Origin of the sequence: Actinospineispora acaciae DSM 45401, from assembly GCF_000620785.1 — a bacterium.
GTDB lineage: Bacteria > Actinomycetota > Actinomycetes > Mycobacteriales > Pseudonocardiaceae > Pseudonocardia > Pseudonocardia acaciae.
On sequence record NZ_JIAI01000001.1, the window covers coordinates 327,815 to 344,707 of the forward strand.

The following is a 16,893-nucleotide window of genomic DNA, read 5'->3' on the forward strand; positions in this document are numbered from 1 at the left end:
TCGGCATGCTGAACGGACAGACGGTAGTGATCATCGGCGGTACCTCGGGGATCGGGCTGGAGGTGGCCAGGCAGGTCCTCGCCGCCGGTGGGAAGGTCGTGGTGGGCGGGCGGGACGGCGCGCGGCTCGACGCGGCGGTGGCCAAGCTCGGCGACGGCGCGGACGGCGCGGTGGTGGACAGCTCCGACAAGGCCTCGCTGGCCACGTTCTTCGACCGCATCGACGGCCTCGACCACCTGTTCAGCCCCGGCTCCAGCTACGGGCGCGGCCCGTTCGCCGAGATCAGCGACGAGCTGGCCGAGAGCCCGTTCCGGAGCAAGTTCTGGGGCCAGTACTACGCGGCCAGGTACGCGCTGCCCAAGCTCGCGCCCACCGGTTCGGTCGTGCTCATGGGCGGCGCCTACAGCGCCCGCCCGCCGGCCGACGGCGGCGCCGCGTACGCCGCCTGCAACGCCGCGCTGGAGGGGCTCGGCCGCGCGCTGGCCCTCGAACTGCGCCCGATCCGGGTCAACGTGGTCGCCCCCGGCCTGGTGGACAGCGACCTGTGGACGAAGGTCACGCCCGAGGTCAAGGCGCACAACTTCGCCGCGTACACCGCCGACGCCCTGCTCGCCCGCGCCGGCACCACCGCCGAGATCGCCCAGTCCGTGCTCTACCTGATGACCAACGGCTACACCACCGGCTCCGTGCTCTACCCCGACGGCGGCTTCGCCCTGCGCTGACGCACCCGTGAGTGGCTAGGGGTGCTATGGCACCCCTAGCCACTCACGGGTCCCGCAGCACCCGCTTGAGCAGCTTGCCGGAGGCGTTGCGGGGCAGGTCGTCGACCAGATGCACGCGCTTGGGCACCTTGAAGCCGGCCAGCCGGGCCTTGACGTGCGCGATCAGCTCGTCGGGGGTCACCTCGGACCTGGCCACCACGAACGCGGTGATGGCCTCGATCCAGCGTTCGTCCGGGGTGCCGACCACGGCGGCCTCGGCGACGGCGGGGTGGGTGTACAGCGCGTCCTCCACCTCGCGGGAGGCCACCAGCACCCCGCCGGTGTTGATCACGTCCTTGATCCGGTCCACCACCGTGATGTAGCCCTGCTCGTCGGCCCGGACCAGGTCGCCGGAGTGGAACCAGCCGCCGGCGAACGCCGCCTCGGTCTCCTCCGGCTTGTCCCAGTACCCCTCGCAGAGCTGCGGCGACCGGTAGACCACCTCGCCCAGCTCACCGGGCGCCACGTCGTCGCCCCGCTCGTCGACCACCCTCAGCTCGACGAACAGCACCGCGCGCCCGCACGACTCCGGCCGGTCGGCGTGCTCGTCCGGGCCGAGCACGGTGGCCAGCGGCCCGATCTCGGACTGGCCGAACAGGTTGTAGAACTCCAACCCGGGCAGCGCGGCCTGAAGCCGTTGCAGCACCGGCTGGGGCATGATCGAGGCGCCGTAGTAGGCCTTGCGCAGCGAGGTGAGGTCGCGCGACGCGAAGTCGGGATGCTGGGACAGCGGCACCCACACCGTCGGCGCCAGGAACAGCGCGCCGATCCGGTCCGCCTCGATCCGACGCAGGATCTCCGGCACGTCCGGCGCCTCCATGACGTGGTTGGTGGCGCCCACCGCCAGGTAGGGAAGCATCAGCACGTGCATGCCGGCCGAGTGGTAGAGCGGCATCGGGTGCAGCGGCTCGTCGTCCTGGGCGCAACCCATGGCCACGATGCAGGAGACGTACTCGTGCACCAGCGCGCGGTGAGTCATCATCGCGCCCTTGGGGCGGCTGGTGGTGCCCGAGGTGTAGAGCAGCTGCGCGAGGTCGGACTCGGTGACCTCGACGTCGATCGTCGGCACCGGCCCGGTGGAGGCGCGGGCGAGCAGGGAGTCGTCGGCGTCGCGCAGCGCGAGCACGCACGCGGGGGAGCGCGGCAGCTCGTGCACCCGGCCGGCCAGCGCCGGGTCCACCAGCACCGCCCGGCTGCCGGACTGGTCGAGCAGGTAGGCCAGCTCGTCACCGGCGAGGTTGTAGTTGATCGGCACGTGCACCAGCCCGGCCCGCGCGCAGGCCAGGAAGCCGATCACGTACGCGTCGGAGTTGCGCCCGTACGCGGCCACCCGGTCGCCCTTGGACAGCCCCAGCCCGAGCAGGGCCGCCGCCGCGCGGCTCACCGCGTCGTCCAGCTCGCGGTACGTCCAGGTCCGGCCGGCGAAGCGCAGCGCCACCCGGTCGGGCGTGCGCATCGCGGAGCGCCTCGGCACGTCGGCGACGGTGCTGGAGCGGATGGCGGTCATGGGCGTCCTCCCGGGCGGCGGCGAGCGTCATCGTGGCAGACCCTGGAGCACGGCGGCCGCGTCGGCGATACCGTCATGGCATGTCGTCCTCTCCGCCGCCCGACCCGGACCGGTCGGGGGCGGGCTCGAACCCCGAGCCACTGCCCGAGCCCGGCCGCCCGCCGCGCGTCCACGGCGCCGCCACCCCGCTGAGCGACCCGCTGGTGCCGCCCGACCTGCGCGGCTGGCTGGACCGGGTGATCGAGGTGGTGCGGCGCAGCCTGGTGCCGCTGCTGACCCTGCAGGTGGGGGTGGCGGCGCTCGGCGCGGTGCTGACCTACCTGGCCGACGTGGCGCTGCCCGACCCGACCAGGCCCGGCGGGTTCGGCGGGTTCGCGGTCATGCTCGGGATGCTCGTCGCGTTCGCCGCCGGGATGCTCGTCCAGGGCGCGTCGGTCTACGTGGTCATCCGGGACGCGGCGGGGCATCAGGCCACGGCCACCGAGGGGCTGCGGTTCGCGGCCGGGCGGGCGTCCGGGCTGATCGGGTGGGGGCTGGCGGCCGCGTTGCTGACCGGGCTCGGCTTCCTGCTGATCGTGCCCGGCATCTACCTGGCCATCGTGTTCGGCGCCGCGCTCGCCGGCGTGCTGACCGTCGAGCGGGCCGGCATCTCCCGGTGCCTCGAGCTGGTGCACCGGCGGTTCTGGCCGACCGCCGGGCGCATCGTGCCGGCCGCGGCGGTGGGCGCGTTCTACTCGCTCGTCGTCTCTCCGTACCTGGTCAGCGCCTTGAGCGAGCCCCGGTCGCTGAGCGCGGCGGCGCTGCAGGCCGCGCTCGGCATCCCGATGGGCATGGTCAGCGTGGGCGTCGCCGTGGTCAGCTATGCCGAGCTGCGGTTCCACGAGCGCGGCGAGGTGTTCACCGCGACCCTGGCCGACGAGATCGCCCGCTGACCCGCCCCCGCCGGTCACCCGACGGTGACCTGCGCCTACCATCACCGGACCGGGGCGCTCCCCAGACGCGCACGGAGCCGCTGGCTCCCCTCGGTGACAAGTGCACTCGGCGGCCGCCTGTCCCGGGCTCTTCACGGCTCAGCGCCGCCATTGCCGCGCAGTGAGCGAGGTCGACAGCCGATGGCCGAGGTCAACCTGAAACCGGGAGAGTCGCCGGACGACACCGAGGCGGACGACACCACCGCAACCGCCGAGCCGGCGGCCACGGACGTGACCGCCGAGCCGGACCCCGACGCCGAGCCGGATGCCGATGCCACGGCGGACCCCGACCCGAAACCGGACGCGAAACCGGACCCCGACGACCCGAAACCCGACGACCCGAAACCCGAGGCCGACTCGGAGGCCGAAGCTACCGCGGTGTCCGAGCCGGCCGCCGAGCCCGAGCCGGACGCCGACGCGAGCGAGCCCCCGACGACGGTGCTCGCGCGCATCCGCCGGCCGTCCCGCGTGGCCGTGCTCGCCGCCGGCCTGGCCGTGCTCCTGGTCGGGCTCGCCGCGGCCGGCACCATGCTGTTCCTGCGCAACAGCGCCGCCGACGAACTGGCCGGGCAGCGCGCGGCGGCGCTGGACTCCGCACGCAAAGTGGCCACCGACCTCACCTCGATGAGCGCGGACAACGCCCAACAGCGCATCGAAAGCCTGACCCAGGGGACCACCGGCGGCTTCCGCGCCCAGCTCAGCACCTACGCCGCCGTGCTCGAGGCGATCCTGCGCCAGACCCAGGCGGGCTCCAGGGGCACGGTGAGCGAGGCGGGCATCGAGAAGATCGACGACACCAGCGCCTCGGTCCTGCTCGCGGTGAGCGCCACCGTCTCCAACACCAGGGCGCCGACCGCCCAACCCCTCACCTACCGCATGGTCGTACAGCTCCAGCGCGAGGGCGACAGGTGGTTGGCCTCCGACGTGAACTTCGTGCAATGAGGAGGCTCCCATGAGCGTCGAGACCGAGCCGACCGTCACACCGGACGACGACACCCGCGACACCCGCCCGGAGCCGACCACCGCGCCCGAGCGGCCCGACGACGCCACCCCGACGCCGCCCCGCCGCCCCGCGATCCGTCGCGCCGTCGTGGTCCTCGCCGTACTCGCGCTGGCCGCCGCCGTAGCCGTCGCCGTGCTCGGCTGGCAGGCGTTCACCCAGGCCAGCGCCCAGGGCGACCGGGACGCGGCGCTCGAAGCCGCGCGCACCAGCACCGCCGCCGTGCTGAGCTACGACTCCAAGACGCTCGACGCCGACCTGGCCAAGGCCCGCGCGTCGGTCTCCGGCGACTTCGCGGCCAAGTTCAACGAGCTGACCAACGCCGTCATCGTCCCGGCCGCCCGCCAGCAGGAACTGTCGGCCAAGGCCACCGTCCTGCGGGCGGCGCTCATCGACAACGGGACCGACCCCACCGCCCGCCCGGACCGCTTCCAGGCACTGGTCTTTGTGAACCAGGCCACAACCGTCATCGGCCAGCCCCAGCCCCGCGTCACCGGCACCCCGCTCAAGGTCACCCTGACCAAGGTGGACGGCGCCTGGCTCATCACGGACCTTCAACCGGCGTAGTCCCTTCGGGCTCGACGTGCCGCCGGTACGGCCGTCCGGCTACAGTCCGGTCTATGCGCGGATCAATTCTCGGAACCGAGGTGCGTCGCGTCGAAGATCCGGAGCTGATCCGTGGTCAAGGCACGTACGTGGACAACCTGGACATCCCCGGTGCGCTGCACGCGACGTTCGTGCGCTCGCCGCTGGCACACGCCCGCATCACCGGCGTCGACACCGCCGAGGCCGAGAAGGCCCCCGGGGTGCGCGCCGTCTACACGGCCGAGTCGCTGGGGCTGAGCCCGCAGCTCCCGCCGATTCCCGTCAACCCCACCTGCGCCCGCCCGCCGCTCGCGCAGGGCAAGGTCCGCTTCGTCGGTGACGCTGTCGCTCTGGTGGTGGCCGACACGAAGTCCCAGGCGGAGGACGCCGCCGAGCTGGTGGTCGTGGACTACGACCCGCTGGATCCGGTGGTCGACATGGAGGCCGCGCTCGACCCGGCCAGCCCGCAACAGTTCGAGGAGCTCGGCTCCAACATCGCGGCGGCCGAGCGGGAGCCCGACGGCGAGGACCCCCTCGCAGGCGCCGACGCGGTGGTCCGGCTGACCATGCGCAACCAGCGGCTGGCCGCGATGCCGATGGAGCCCAACGCGATGGTCGCGGTGCCCGGCGGCGTCGACGGGGCCGACCACGACGCGACCGTCTACGTCTCCACCCAGGCCGCGCACATGTTCCAGATGGGCGTGGCCGCCGGCGCCGGGATGGCCCCGGACCGGCTCCGAGTGATCTCGCCGCACGTCGGCGGCGGGTTCGGCGCCAAGATCGGCGCGCAGACCGAGCACATGGTGGTGCTCGCCGCCGCCCGCAAGCTCGAGCGCCCGGTGAAGTGGATCGAGACCCGCTCGGAGAACGCGCTCACCATGCCGCAGGGCCGGGGCCAGCAGGAATGGGCCGAGCTGGGCCTGCGCAAGGACGGCACGATCGTCGGCCTGCGGCTGCACGTGATCGCCGACTGCGGCGCGTACGCCGGCTTCAACGGCTTCCTCGGCATCGTGTTCACCCGGCTCATGGCGGCCGGCGTCTACCGCATCCCCAGGATCAGCTACACGGTCGCGGCCGCGCTGACCAACACCACCCCGATGGGCGCGTTCCGCGGCGCCGGCCGCCCGGAGGCCACCGCGCTGCTGGAACGCATCATGGACCTGGCGGCCGGCGAGCTGAAGATCGACCCGGCCGAGCTGCGCAGGCGCAACTTCATCCAGCCGGGGGAGTTCCCGCACACCACGGTCGTCGGCGCCAAGTACGACACCGGCGACTACGACATGCCGCTGCGCAAGGCCCTCGAACTGGCCGACTATGACGGCCTGCGCGCCGAGCAGGCCCGCCGGCGCGAGCGCGGCGACGCCAAGCAGCTGGGCATCGGGGTCAGCACCTACGTGGAGGTCACCGGCGGCGGGAACTTCACCGAGTACTCCTCGGTGGAGGTGCACCCGGACGGCGGCGCGACGATCAAGGTGGGCACCTCGGCGCACGGCCAGGGGCACGCCACCGCGTTCAGCATGATCGTCTCAGACCGCCTCGGCATCCCGATCGAGAAGATCAAGTTCTTGCAGTCGGACACCGCCGAGGTCCCGCGCGGCGGCGGCACGATGGGCTCGCGGTCGCTGCAGATCGGCGGCAACGCGGTGAACCGGGCCGCCGAGGTGGTGCTGGAGTCCGCCCGCGAGCTGGCCGCCGACCTGCTGGAGGCCGACGCGGCCGACATCGAGGTCACCGACGACGGCGACCTCGGCGTGGCCGGCGTCCCGGACCGCAGCATCGGGTGGGACAAGCTCTCCCAGGCCGCCGCCGAGCGCGGCAAGCCGCTGTCCGTGGCGCTGGACTGGGAGCAGTCCGGCGGCTCCACGTTCCCGTTCGGCGCCCACGTCAGCGTCGTCGAGGTGGACACCGACACCGGCAAGGCCACGCCGCTCAAGCACTACGCGGTGGACGACTGCGGGCGGATCCTGAACCCGATGCTGGTGGCCGGCCAGCAGCACGGCGGCCTGGCCCAGGGCATGGCGCAGGTGCTGTACGAGCACTTCGTCTACGACGAGGACGGCAACCCGACCACCGCGACCCTGACCGACTACACCATTCCGTCCGCCGCCGACCTGCCGTGGTTCGACGTGTCGAACACCGAGACCCCGACCCCGTACAACCCGCTCGGGGCCAAGGGCATCGGCGAGTCGGCCACCGTCGGCTCCACCCCGGCGGTGCACAACGCGATAGTGGACGCGGTCAGCCACCTCGGGGTCCGGCACATCGAGCTGCCCTGCACGCCGCACGCGGTGTGGCGGGCCGTGCACGACGCCAAGGCCGGCACCCCCGCCGACCCGTGGCGCGAGCCCCCGGCCGTGTTCGCCACCCTGCCCGAGCGCGCCCCGGTCGACCCGAACGCCGGCGAACCGGTCGGCGCCTGATCCGTAGCCGTGAGTGGCTGGGGCCGTTCTAGCGGCCCCAGCCACTCACGGCTCGATGACGGTGACCCCGGTCGGCGACCCCGATCCCAGGGCGACCAGCGCGGCCGGTGCATCGTCCAGACCGATCGTCTTGGTGATCATCAAGTCCGGCCGGAGCCGGCCGGCGGTGATCAGGTCGAGCATCGGCGGGTAGGCGCGCGCGGCCATGCCGTGGCTGCCCAGGATGGCCAGTTCGTACCCCATCACCCGGTGCATCGGCACCGGCGGTGGGTCGGGCATCACGCCGAGCTGGACGTGGCGCCCCTGCCGGCGCAGGCAGTTGATCGAGCCCACGCAGGTCGCCTCGCTGCCCAGCGCGTCGATCGACACGTGCGCCCCGCCGCCGGTCGCGGCGATGACCGCCTCGGCGACGTCGTCGGCGGCCGACGCGTCCACGGTCGCCGCCGCGCCGAACTTCCGGGCCAACTCCAGCGCCGGGCGGGCGACGTCCACCGCGACGACCTGCGCCCCGGCCGCAGCCGCGATCATGACTGCGGACAGGCCGATGCCGCCGCATCCGTGCACGGCCAGCCACTCGCCGGGCGCCACTCGCGCCTGCGTGACCACCGCTCGAAACGACGTCGCGAACCGGCAGCCCAGGGCAGCCGCGGCATGCATCGACAGCTCGGCGGGGATACCGACCAGGTTCAGGTCCGCGTTCTCGATCAGCACGTACTCGGCGAAGGACCCCCAGTGACTGAACCCGGGCTGGGTCTGCCGCTCGCAGATCTGCTGCTCGCCGAGGGCACAGGTGGCGCACCGCCCGCAGGCACAGACGAAGGGAACCGTCACCCGCGAGCCCGCCCGCCAGCCTGTCACCTCGGCGCCAACCGCCGCCACGGTTCCGGCGAGCTCGTGGCCGGGCACGTGGGGCAGCGGGATGGGTACGGCGTCGCGGCCCTGCCACCCGTGCCAGTCGCTGCGGCACAGCCCGGTGGCCGCCACCCGGATCACCGCGCCGTGCGGCGTGGGCACCGGATCGTCGACGGTCCTGACGTCCGGTTCCACGCCGAACCGGTCGTACACAACAGCGCGCATGGCTATCCCTTCATTGCCAGCTGGCCCACTGCTTCACCGCGAACGTGCCGCCGTTGCGGCGTACCTCGGCCGCGCCGGCGCCGGCGAAGTGGGCGGGGATCAGCAGGGCGTTGTGGTCGGCGGTCCACTCCAGGATCCGGCGCCTGGTGACCCGGGCGCGGTCCTCGTCCTCATCGAAGCAGGAGCTGTCCGGTTCGGCGATCTGGAGCGGGTTGTGCAGCAGGTCGCCGGCGAACACGGCGCGATCGGTGCCCGAGCGCAGCAGCACCACGGCGGACCCGGGGGTGTGGCCGGGGGCGGGCTCGATGCGCAGGTTGGCGTCCACGTCGTAGTGGTCGCCGTCCCACAGCACGGCCTGGCCGGCGTGCTGCACCGGCGCGACGCTGTCCTCGAAGGCGTTCTCCCACTGGCGTCCGGCGCGGGTGTCGTGCTCGTTGTCCGGGTTCCAGTAGTCGAAGTCGGCGCGGGCGATCAGGTACTCGGCGTTGCGGAAGGTCGGGCGCCATTCGCCGTCGGCCAGGTGGGTGTTCCAGCCGATGTGGTCGCCGTGCAGGTGCGTGCAGATCACCGTGTCGACGTCGTCGGGGTGGACGCCGGCGGCGGCGAGCTGACCGAGGTAGTCGGTGTCCAGGTGGGCGAACATCGGCATGTAGGGCCGCTCGCGGCCGTTGCCGACGCCGGTGTCGATCAGGATCGTCTGGCCGTCGCTGCGCAGCACCCAGGTCTGCATCATCATGTGGATCTCGTCGGCGGCCGGGTCGAGGTGCTCGGGGGCCAGCCAGCCCCGATGCCGGTGCCAGGGCTCGACCGGCACGTCGGGGAAGACGAACTCGCGCGGCAGGCGCAGCACCGGCAGCTCCATCACGCGGGTGATCTCGACGCTACCGAGGGTCATGGTGTCCATAGCGTCAGCCTTGCGCCGGGGCGGGCGCCGCGGAAATTCCGATGACGGCCGCTCCCTATGCCCGGGCGGCATCACCGGTCGAGGAAGCGCCGTGCGACCTCGTGGAACGCCTGCTTGGGCGTGTGGGTGCCGTCGCCGGCCACCGCCACGACCCCGAAGCCTGCCCTGTCGAGATCGAGGCGCGGGTCGTCGTGGCGCGGGTAGTCCGGCATGGCGTAGGTGAACACGAAGCAGCCGTACACCCCCAGCGCGTCGTACTGCTCGATCAGCTCCCCGAGGTAGCGGGCCTGGACGGCCTCGTCGCGGGGGTGGTCGTTACGGACGCGCGGTGGGTCGGCGAACCAGTTGACGATCTGGAAGGAGCCGGCTCCCCGCTGGTCGGCCCCGGCGAAGGCGCCGCAGCCGAACTCGGAGATGACGACGGGCTTGCCGTGGTCACCGACCAGGCCGCGCAGCCGGTCACCATAGGTGGCGTGGTTGCGGCGGGACCGGTAGAGGCTCACGCAGACCAGGTCGAACAGCGACCAGTCGACGCGCTCCCAGCCGGCAGCCGCATAGGTGACCGGCCCTCGGAAGTGCTCGCGCGCGGTGGCCGAGGCGGCGGCGAGCATGCGGTGCAGCCTCCTGTCGATCCGACGGCGGAGCGCGCGGTGGAACGTCAGGATGAGCTTCAGGCGGAGGAACGACCGAGGCCCGGGGACGATGCCGGGCGCGGTGTGCGAGAACTCGCTCCCGACCAGGAGCGTCACCCGGTCCGGGTGGTCCCGGCGCAGCCGCTCGGCGGCCTCGGCGGTGGCCTCCAGGTGTTCCAGCCGCTCGGTCCGGCGCAGCTCGGGGACGTGCGGACGGACGTAGACGTCGAGCCCCTCGTCGAGGGCCGAGCGGGCGGCGTCGACCAATCGCCCGACGTCGTCGCAGATCAGCATGACCGCGGTGCAGTGCAGGTCCCCGGCGATGGTCTTCATGTCATGTCGCACGTCCGCGCCACCGACCAGGTAGGAGATGCCGCGAACGGTCAGCATGCGGCCGGACGCTACAGCGGCCCCACGCCGGTGACGGTGAGAATTACGGCGCCGGCCTGCTCGGACGCCTCCAGGTCCACCTCGGCGTCGATCGTCCAGTCGTGGTAGCCCTCGGGGTCGTCCAGCACCTGGCGGACCTCCCAGCGGCGCGGGTGCTCGGTCACCCGGAACAGGTCGGGCCCGCGCGCGTGCGCGTCCGTGCGGAGCTCGTCGAACTCGGCGTAGTACGGCTCCAGCGCGGCCCGCCAGCGCTCGGCGCTCCACTGGCCGGACGGGTCGTCCAGCGCGGCCAGCTCGTCCCAGCGCTGCCGGGCCGCGAGCTGGACCCGGCGGAACATGGCGTTGCGGACCAGCACGCGCAGGGCCTTCGGGTCCAGCGTGGGGGAGGAGCGGGGCCGGCGCACCGACGGGCCGGCGTCGGAGTCCGGGTTGGCCAGTTTCTCCCACTCGTCGAGCAGGCTGGAGTCGACCTCGCGGACCAGCTCGCCGAGCAGCTCGATCAGGTCGGCCAGCCCCTCCGTCCTGGCCTCCTCGGGGACGGTCTGGCGCAGCGCCTTGTACGCGTCGGTGAGGTAGCGCAGCACCAGCCCCTCGGAGCGGGCCAGCCCGTAGTGGCCGACGTACTCCACGAACGTCATGGACCGCTCGTACAGGTCCCGCGCCACGGACTTGGGGGACAGCTCGAAGTCGGCCACCCACGGATGCCCGCGCCGGTAGGTCTCGAACGCGGCCTCCAGCTCCTCGGCGAGCGGCTTCGGCCAGGTGACGTCCTCCAGGAGCACCATCCGCTCCTCGTACTCGATGCCGTCGGCCTTCATCTCGGCCACCGCCTCGCGCCGGGCGGCGGACCGCTGCGCCTGCAGCACCTGCCGGGGGTCGTCCAGGGTGGACTCGATCACCGACAGCACGTCCAGCGGGTAGTCCGGCGACTCCCGGTCCAGCAGCTCCACGGCGGCCAGCGCGAACGGCGACAGCGGCTGGTTGAGCGCGAAGTCGAGCTGCAGGTCGATGGTGACCTTGACGCGGCGGCCGTCGGTGTCCGGCTCCGGCAGCTGCTCGACCACGCCGCCGGCCAGCAGCGCCCGGTAGATGGCGATGGCCCGGCGGATGTGCCGCCGCTGCGCCGGGCGGTCCTCGTGGTTGTCCTCCAGCAGGTGGCGCATGTGCGCGAGCGTGTCGCCCGGGCGGTTGATGACGTTGAGCAGCATCGCGTGGCTGACGGTGAAGCTGGAGGTCAGCGGGGCGGGCTGGGCCGCGACCAGCCGCTCGTAGGTCGACCCGCTCCAGGAGATCTCGCCCTCCCGGGGCTTCTTGCGCACCACCTTGCGCCGCTTCTTCGGGTCGTCACCGGCCTTGGCCAGCGCCTTCGCGTTCTGCGCCTCGTGCTCGGGGGCCTGCACGACGACCGTCCCGATGGTGTCGTACCCGGCGCGCCCGGCCCGCCCGGCGATCTGGTGGAACTCCCGCGCGTTCAGGTGCCGGCTGCGGGTGCCGTCGTACTTGGCCAGCCCGGTGAACACCACGGTCCTGATCGGCACGTTGATCCCGACCCCGAGGGTGTCCGTGCCACAGACCACCTTGAGCAGCCCGGCCTGGGTCAGCCGCTCGACCAGCCGCCGGTACTTGGGCAGCATGCCCGCGTGGTGCACGCCGATGCCGTGGCGCAACAGCCGCGACAGCGTCCGCCCGAACCCGGCCGCGAACCGGAACCCCCCGATCAGCTCCGCGATCTGGTCCTTCTCCTCGCGGGTGCAGACGTTGATGCTGGTCAGCGCCTGGGCGTGCTCGGCGGCGGAGGCCTGGGTGAAGTGCACGACGTAGACCGGGGCCTGCTTGGTGGACAGCAGCTCCTCGACCGTCTCGTGCAACGGCGTGGTCGCGTAGGAGAACATCAGCGGCACCGGCCGCTCGGCGGAGCTGACCACCGCGGTCGGCTGCCCGGTGCGCCGGGTGAGGTCCTCCTGGAACCTGGTGACGTCGCCCAGCGTCGCCGACATCAGCAGGAACTGCGTGTGCGGCAGCTCCAGCAGCGGCACCTGCCAGGCCCAGCCCCGGTCCGGGTCGGCGTAGAAGTGGAACTCGTCCATCACGACCTGGCCGACGTCCGAGCCGGCGCCCTCGCGCAGCGCGATGTTGGCCAGCACCTCGGCGGTGCAGCACACGATCGGCGCGCCGGCGTTGATGCTGGAGTCGCCGGTCATCATGCCGACCTGCTCGGCGCCGAACACGTCGCACAGCGCGAAGAACTTCTCCGACACCAGCGCCTTGATCGGCGCGGTGTAGAAGCTGCGCACGCCCTGGGTCAACGCGGCGAAGTGCGCCCCCGTGGCGACCAGGCTCTTCCCGGACCCGGTCGGGGTGGCCAGGATGACGTTCGACCCGGAGACCAGCTCGATCAGCGCCTCCTCCTGCGCCGGGTAGAGGGAGATGCCCTGCCCGGTCGTCCACCGGGTGAAGGCGTCGTAGATCGCGTCCGAGTCGACGGTGTCGGGAATCAGGTCGGTGAGCGTCATGTCACCGTCGATCGTGCCAGCTCGCCGCCGCGGCCACCGTCATCGGGCGTCGCACAGCTCGTCGGGGTGTCGCGCATGGTGCGGGGTGTGCGGCGCCCCGGGTAGGTATGCGTCGCACAGGTCACGACGCGCTCGCGCCCTCCGGGACCGAGCCGGGCGCGTCCCGCCGGCCGTTCCAGGGCAGGGGGGAGGCCAGCCGGGTTGGGGTGTTGCGGCCGCGCAGGGTGACCGCGTCACCGATCACCCAGTGCCGGGCCTCGGCGTTGGCGGCCAGGGTCACGGCGTTGCGGGCCGCGAGCACCAGACCGGGCACGGTCTTGGCCAGCTCGGTGAGCCTGGCCGCCTCGTTCACCGGGTCGCCGATCACGGTGTACTCGTAGCGGCGAACCCCGCCCACGTACCCGGCGACCGCGTCACCGGCCGACACCCCGATCCCGGCGAACGCCTCGGGCACCTCGTTAGCGAGCCGCACCGCCATCTCGCGAGCGGCCGCCAGCGCCCGGCCGGCGGGATCGTCGATGTCCTCCGGCGCGCCGAACACCGCCAGCGCCGCGTCGCCCTCGAACTTGTTGATCCACCCGCCGCAGGCCTCCACCACCTCGACGACCACGCCGAAGAACCTGTTCAACAGCGCCACCACCTCGGTGGGCGAGCGCTCGGCGGCCAGCGGCGTGGACCCGACCAAATCGACGAACAGGATGGCCACCGTCCGTACCTCGCCGCCGAGCTGCACCTCGTCGGTCGCGGTGGCCGCCCGCGCCACGTCCCGGCCCACGTGCCTTCCGAACAGGTCGCTGATCCGCTCGCGCTCGCGCAACCCACCGGCCATGGTGTTGAACCCGGCCTGCAGCTGGCCCAGCTCGGTGGCGTCGTACACCGGCACCGAGACGTCCAGGTCACCGCGCTCGACCTGCTGCAGCGCCAGCCGCACCGTCCGCACCGGGTCGGCCACCGCGCGGGCGGCGCCGACGGTGGTCAGGAACCCCATCAGCAGCGCCACCCCGCCGCCGGCGAGCATCAGGATCGCCAGCTGCTCGGCCGGCACGTCGCCGTACACCAGCGCGCTGCCGCCGGACACCAGCAGGCCGCTGACCGGGACGGCGGTGCCCAGCATCCAGAACAGCACCGGCCGCAGCAGCACGCTGGCCTTGAACCGCGGCCGGGGCGGGTTGCCGGCCAGCACCCGCGACGCCGCCCGGCGCAGGATCCGCTCGGCGAGCAGGTAGCACAGCGCGCAGGTGGTGATGCCGCCGACCAGCCAGGTCTCCGCGATGGCCAGCCCCAGCCGCACCGAGAACGTCGAGTTCACCGCGCCGAACAGCACAGTCGCCAGCCCCCAGGTGACCATCAGGACCTGGGACACCCGCAGCGGCCCGTGCAACACCAGCTGGCGTTCCTGCGGCGCGTCGTCGACCCGGGCGCGGAACCGCAGCGCTATCCAGAGCAGCGCCAGCGGGACGACGACCACCAGGTAGCTGGCCACCAGCACCAGGTTGAGCAGCAGCACCCGATCGGGGTCGGGCAGCGGACCCTTGGGCAGCGCCCAGACCGCGAATACCACCGTCCCGATCGTGCCCGCCACGTTCGCGGTGATCATGACAACGGCGAGCAACAGCCGGGCCGGCCAGTCGATGACCGGCCGGAGTTGGTCCGAACGCGCTCGCTTGGCCATAACGCGCCGAATTCTACGCGGTGAACGATCAGCTCCACCCCGCCGTGGTCCGCCGAGCGGTTTCTACCTCACTTCCGGGCGGCGGAACCGGCTGCCGCACGGGCCGCGACCAGCACCAGGACGGCGACCACGATCGCGCCGATGCTCGCCGGCACCTGCATTCCAACGGGCAGCATCCGGGCCAGCTGAAATGAGCCGAGCTCATTCCCGGAGAATTTCTGAGCCAACGGAATAATGCCCTGGGATATCAACAGCACCCAGCCGACGACCTGGAGCGTAGCTTTCACGGTGATTCCTCTCAGCGAATATGACACACGAATTCGCTGAGAAAACTATCCCGCGCACGGCCGGGGCGGAGTCCACCGTCGGTACCAGCGCGGGTCATCACTTCGATCGACGAGCGGTCTAGCCCCAGACGCCGGTACCCGCGCTGACCTGGGTGCGCCGCGACGGGGCGTCCAGCCGCAGCCCCCTGCCCACCGCGCCGCCGGGGTGGATCGGGCGGCGCACCCGCAGCACCGGCCACGCCGGCGAGGGCGGGAAGAACGCGCTGAACTCGGCGCAGGGCGCGAGCCCGAGCTTGGCGCAGGTCTGGACGAACAACTCGTACTGGTGCACCGCCTCGGACACGTTGCCGGCGGCCAGGTGGGCCTCGATCAGGGCGCGGCGGGCGCCCTCGCGCAGCGGCTCGGCCCCGACCACCAGCAGCCCGGCCCGGATCGCCAGCTCGTGCCGGCCGGCCGCGGTGAGCCGGCGGCACAGCGACTCCAGGGCGTGCAGCCGGACCCGGCGGAACCGCTCCCGCTCCGGACGCACCCAGTCCTCGGCCCAGCCGGGCAGCAGGTCACCGGAGAGCAGCTCGACCAGCTCGTCGGGCGCGTGCGACTCCACGGCGGACGGCGCCTGCTCCCACGCCCGCAGCAGCTCGAGAGCGCGCGCCAGGTCGACGCTGACCTCGCCGGACAGCCGCAGCGTGCCGTCCTGGGCGACGACCAGGTCACCGAGCGAGTCGCACACCCCGGCCAGCGTGCCCAGCGCGACGTCGCCGGTCAGCCGGGGCCAGAGCACCCGGGCCAGGTCGCGGGCGGCGGTCGGAGCCGCGATGAGCGCGAGCAGCGCGAGCACGCGGCGCTCGTCGTTCTCCAGGGGAGAGGTGGCGGTGGTGGTGGCACCGGTGCCGGTCGCGAGGGGGATCCGCAGCTCGAAGGAGCCGAGCACGCGCAGCCGAGGCCGGAGTACCGGCACGTCTGAACATGGCTGACTTTGTGACATTTCTTGTGTCCCCACATTCGGCCGATGGGACGAATGTGACTGCGTCTGTCCCACCGACTGATGATCTGTGCCGACGCGTGTGGACGCCTTCGGGCGCGGGTCAGCCCCCGTAGTCTTCCCGGTGTGCGTGGCGATGCCTAGGTCCGTTCCGGGAATCATCTTCGCCCATTCGTGCCGCCGGCCCGTCGCCGGGGTCGGTTTTGCCGGCCTTCCGGCCCCCGGGAGGTCAGTTCCGGGCGGCCTGCAGCCGGACGTGGGTGCCCTGCGCGTCGGACCAGACGTGCAGCAGGTCGCAGAGTTGGCGGGCGATCCAGATGCCTCGCCCGCGCGGCGCGCTGGGATGCGGCGGGCGTAGCCCGGGCAACGGTTCGTCCAGCGTGCCGCCGTCGTGCACCTCGCAGACCAGCCGGTCGGACTGCTGCCACATCTGGAGCTGGCCGACGCCGTAGCCGTGCTCGACGGCGTTGCTGGCGACCTCGTTGACCGCCAGCACGAAGTCCTCCGCCTGGTCCGCCCGCAGCCCGACGGCCTCGGTCGCCTCGCCCACCGCCGAGCGCAGCTCGATCAGCTGCCACGGGGTGAAGCTCAGCTCGCGGTCCGGGGCGCCCAGCCGGGCCGGCGCGTTCACCGGGTACATGACCAGCACGTCGGACGGCTGGCGCACGTCCGGGTTGTCGCGCACGGTCCCGTCCGGGTCGATCAGGTGCGGGTGGTTCCACTGGACGGCGGCGGTCACCGTCTTGGTCTCCAGCCCGGTGGGGTAGAGGCAGGTCATCGTGATCGGCAGGCTGGCCAGCGCGACGTTCAGCGCGGCGTCCGCCTCGATCCAGGCGGCCGGCTCGACCCCGGGGCGGTGCGGGTGGTGCTCGGCGACCACGGTGACCGGGCCGGCCCAGTCGGTGAGCTCGCGCAGCTCGCGGGCCCGCTGGGTGACGACCGCCTGCCCGGACCCGCGCAGCCACGGCTCCGGCGGCGGCATGTGGATCAGCCCTCCGGTGCTGCCCAGCGCCTCGCGCAGCCGGCGCTCGGTCTGCGGGGAGACGATCAGCGCGACGGGCATCTCCTGGCGCAGCGCCTGTTCCACCAGCGGCACCGCGACGGCAAGGAGGTTCTCCGCGTCCGTGTAGTACGCGGCGCGGTGGGTGAACAGGCGCGGCAGCGCCGTCCTGGTGTTCTCGAACCTCACGGC

General features: G+C 72.7%; 14 protein-coding genes. 5 read left to right on the forward strand and 9 right to left on the reverse strand.

The genetic code is table 11. The features are described 5' to 3' along the window. Nucleotides 1-5: 5 nt before the first annotated feature. A complete protein-coding gene (locus tag N912_RS0101645; protein ID WP_037062640.1) occupies nt 6-722 on the forward strand; it encodes an SDR family oxidoreductase in 717 nt (238 codons plus the stop codon). 43 nt (nt 723-765) lie between these two features. Here the strand turns inward: N912_RS0101645 and N912_RS0101650 are convergent, their stop codons facing one another. Beyond that, nucleotides 766-2,268: an acyl-CoA synthetase gene (locus tag N912_RS0101650; protein ID WP_028921051.1), complete on the reverse strand. Its 1,503-nt coding sequence runs from the start codon at nt 2,266-2,268 to the stop codon at nt 766-768. Nucleotides 2,269-2,348: 80 nt separating this feature from the next. Here N912_RS0101650 and N912_RS0101655 point away from each other — a divergent pair, with 80 nt between their 5' ends. The 4 genes from N912_RS0101655 (at nt 2,349) to N912_RS0101670 (ending at nt 7,244) form a co-directional block, all read left to right on the forward strand. Then, nucleotides 2,349-3,200, forward strand: a complete 852-nt coding sequence (locus tag N912_RS0101655; protein ID WP_028921052.1) for a hypothetical protein — start codon at nt 2,349-2,351, stop codon at nt 3,198-3,200. A 180-nt stretch (nt 3,201-3,380) separates the two neighbouring features. Beyond that, on the forward strand, nt 3,381-4,181 hold the full coding sequence (locus tag N912_RS59875; RefSeq protein ID WP_051579443.1) for a hypothetical protein: 801 nt from the start codon (nt 3,381-3,383) through the stop codon (nt 4,179-4,181). A gap of 10 nt (nt 4,182-4,191) precedes the next feature. Further along, a complete protein-coding gene (locus N912_RS59880) occupies nt 4,192-4,806 on the forward strand; it encodes a hypothetical protein (RefSeq protein ID WP_051579444.1) in 615 nt (204 codons plus the stop codon). A 53-nt stretch (nt 4,807-4,859) separates the two neighbouring features. Continuing rightward, complete coding sequence (locus N912_RS0101670; RefSeq protein ID WP_028921053.1) at nt 4,860-7,244, forward strand: xanthine dehydrogenase family protein molybdopterin-binding subunit; 2,385 nt, start codon at nt 4,860-4,862, stop codon at nt 7,242-7,244. 45 nt (nt 7,245-7,289) lie between these two features. Here N912_RS0101670 and N912_RS0101675 read toward each other — a convergent pair whose 3' ends face one another. The 8 genes from N912_RS0101675 to N912_RS59890 form a co-directional block, all read right to left on the reverse strand. Continuing rightward, nucleotides 7,290-8,321, reverse strand: a complete 1,032-nt coding sequence (locus tag N912_RS0101675) for a zinc-binding dehydrogenase (RefSeq protein ID WP_028921054.1) — start codon at nt 8,319-8,321, stop codon at nt 7,290-7,292. Between the two features lie 10 nt (nt 8,322-8,331). Then, nucleotides 8,332-9,216 carry an MBL fold metallo-hydrolase gene (locus N912_RS0101680; RefSeq protein ID WP_342670823.1) on the reverse strand — a complete coding sequence of 295 codons (885 nt, stop codon included), beginning with the start codon at nt 9,214-9,216 and terminating at the stop codon, nt 8,332-8,334. A gap of 80 nt (nt 9,217-9,296) precedes the next feature. Beyond that, nucleotides 9,297-10,247 carry a glycoside hydrolase family 113 protein gene (locus N912_RS0101685; RefSeq protein ID WP_028921056.1) on the reverse strand — a complete coding sequence of 317 codons (951 nt, stop codon included), beginning with the start codon at nt 10,245-10,247 and terminating at the stop codon, nt 9,297-9,299. An 11-nt stretch (nt 10,248-10,258) separates the two neighbouring features. Then, nucleotides 10,259-12,760 carry a DEAD/DEAH box helicase gene (locus N912_RS0101690; protein WP_028921057.1) on the reverse strand — a complete coding sequence of 834 codons (2,502 nt, stop codon included), beginning with the start codon at nt 12,758-12,760 and terminating at the stop codon, nt 10,259-10,261. Between the two features lie 121 nt (nt 12,761-12,881). Further along, nucleotides 12,882-14,432, reverse strand: coding sequence for an adenylate/guanylate cyclase domain-containing protein (locus N912_RS48850; protein ID WP_051579445.1), 1,551 nt, complete (start codon nt 14,430-14,432; stop codon nt 12,882-12,884). Between the two features lie 68 nt (nt 14,433-14,500). Continuing rightward, on the reverse strand, nt 14,501-14,719 hold the full coding sequence (locus N912_RS0101700) for a hypothetical protein (RefSeq protein WP_028921058.1): 219 nt from the start codon (nt 14,717-14,719) through the stop codon (nt 14,501-14,503). A 118-nt stretch (nt 14,720-14,837) separates the two neighbouring features. Next, a complete protein-coding gene (locus N912_RS59885) occupies nt 14,838-15,677 on the reverse strand; it encodes an AfsR/SARP family transcriptional regulator (RefSeq protein WP_169747794.1) in 840 nt (279 codons plus the stop codon). 253 nt (nt 15,678-15,930) lie between these two features. Next, the gene (locus N912_RS59890; protein WP_051579447.1) at nt 15,931-16,890 is read right to left on the reverse strand and encodes an anti-sigma factor RsbA family regulatory protein; all 960 of its coding nucleotides are present in this window, start codon (nt 16,888-16,890) and stop codon (nt 15,931-15,933) included. Between the last annotated feature and the right edge of the window lie 3 nt (nt 16,891-16,893).

Bases quoted from the DNA above. Each gene is read 5' to 3' on its own strand.
- N912_RS0101650 (WP_028921051.1), bottom strand. From the start codon at position 2,268: ATGACCGCCATCCGCTCCAGCACCGTCGCCGACGTGCCGAGGCGCTCC.
- N912_RS0101645 (WP_037062640.1), top strand. From the start codon at position 6: ATGCTGAACGGACAGACGGTAGTGATCATCGGCGGTACCTCGGGGATC.
- N912_RS59875 (WP_051579443.1), top strand. From the start codon at position 3,381: ATGGCCGAGGTCAACCTGAAACCGGGAGAGTCGCCGGACGACACCGAG.
- N912_RS59880 (WP_051579444.1), top strand. From the start codon at position 4,192: ATGAGCGTCGAGACCGAGCCGACCGTCACACCGGACGACGACACCCGC.
- N912_RS0101690 (WP_028921057.1), bottom strand. From the start codon at position 12,760: ATGACGCTCACCGACCTGATTCCCGACACCGTCGACTCGGACGCGATC.
- N912_RS48850 (WP_051579445.1), bottom strand. From the start codon at position 14,432: ATGGCCAAGCGAGCGCGTTCGGACCAACTCCGGCCGGTCATCGACTGG.
- N912_RS0101685 (WP_028921056.1), bottom strand. From the start codon at position 10,247: ATGCTGACCGTTCGCGGCATCTCCTACCTGGTCGGTGGCGCGGACGTG.
- N912_RS0101655 (WP_028921052.1), top strand. From the start codon at position 2,349: ATGTCGTCCTCTCCGCCGCCCGACCCGGACCGGTCGGGGGCGGGCTCG.
- N912_RS0101670 (WP_028921053.1), top strand. From the start codon at position 4,860: ATGCGCGGATCAATTCTCGGAACCGAGGTGCGTCGCGTCGAAGATCCG.
- N912_RS0101675 (WP_028921054.1), bottom strand. From the start codon at position 8,321: ATGCGCGCTGTTGTGTACGACCGGTTCGGCGTGGAACCGGACGTCAGG.
- N912_RS0101680 (WP_342670823.1), bottom strand. From the start codon at position 9,216: ATGACCCTCGGTAGCGTCGAGATCACCCGCGTGATGGAGCTGCCGGTG.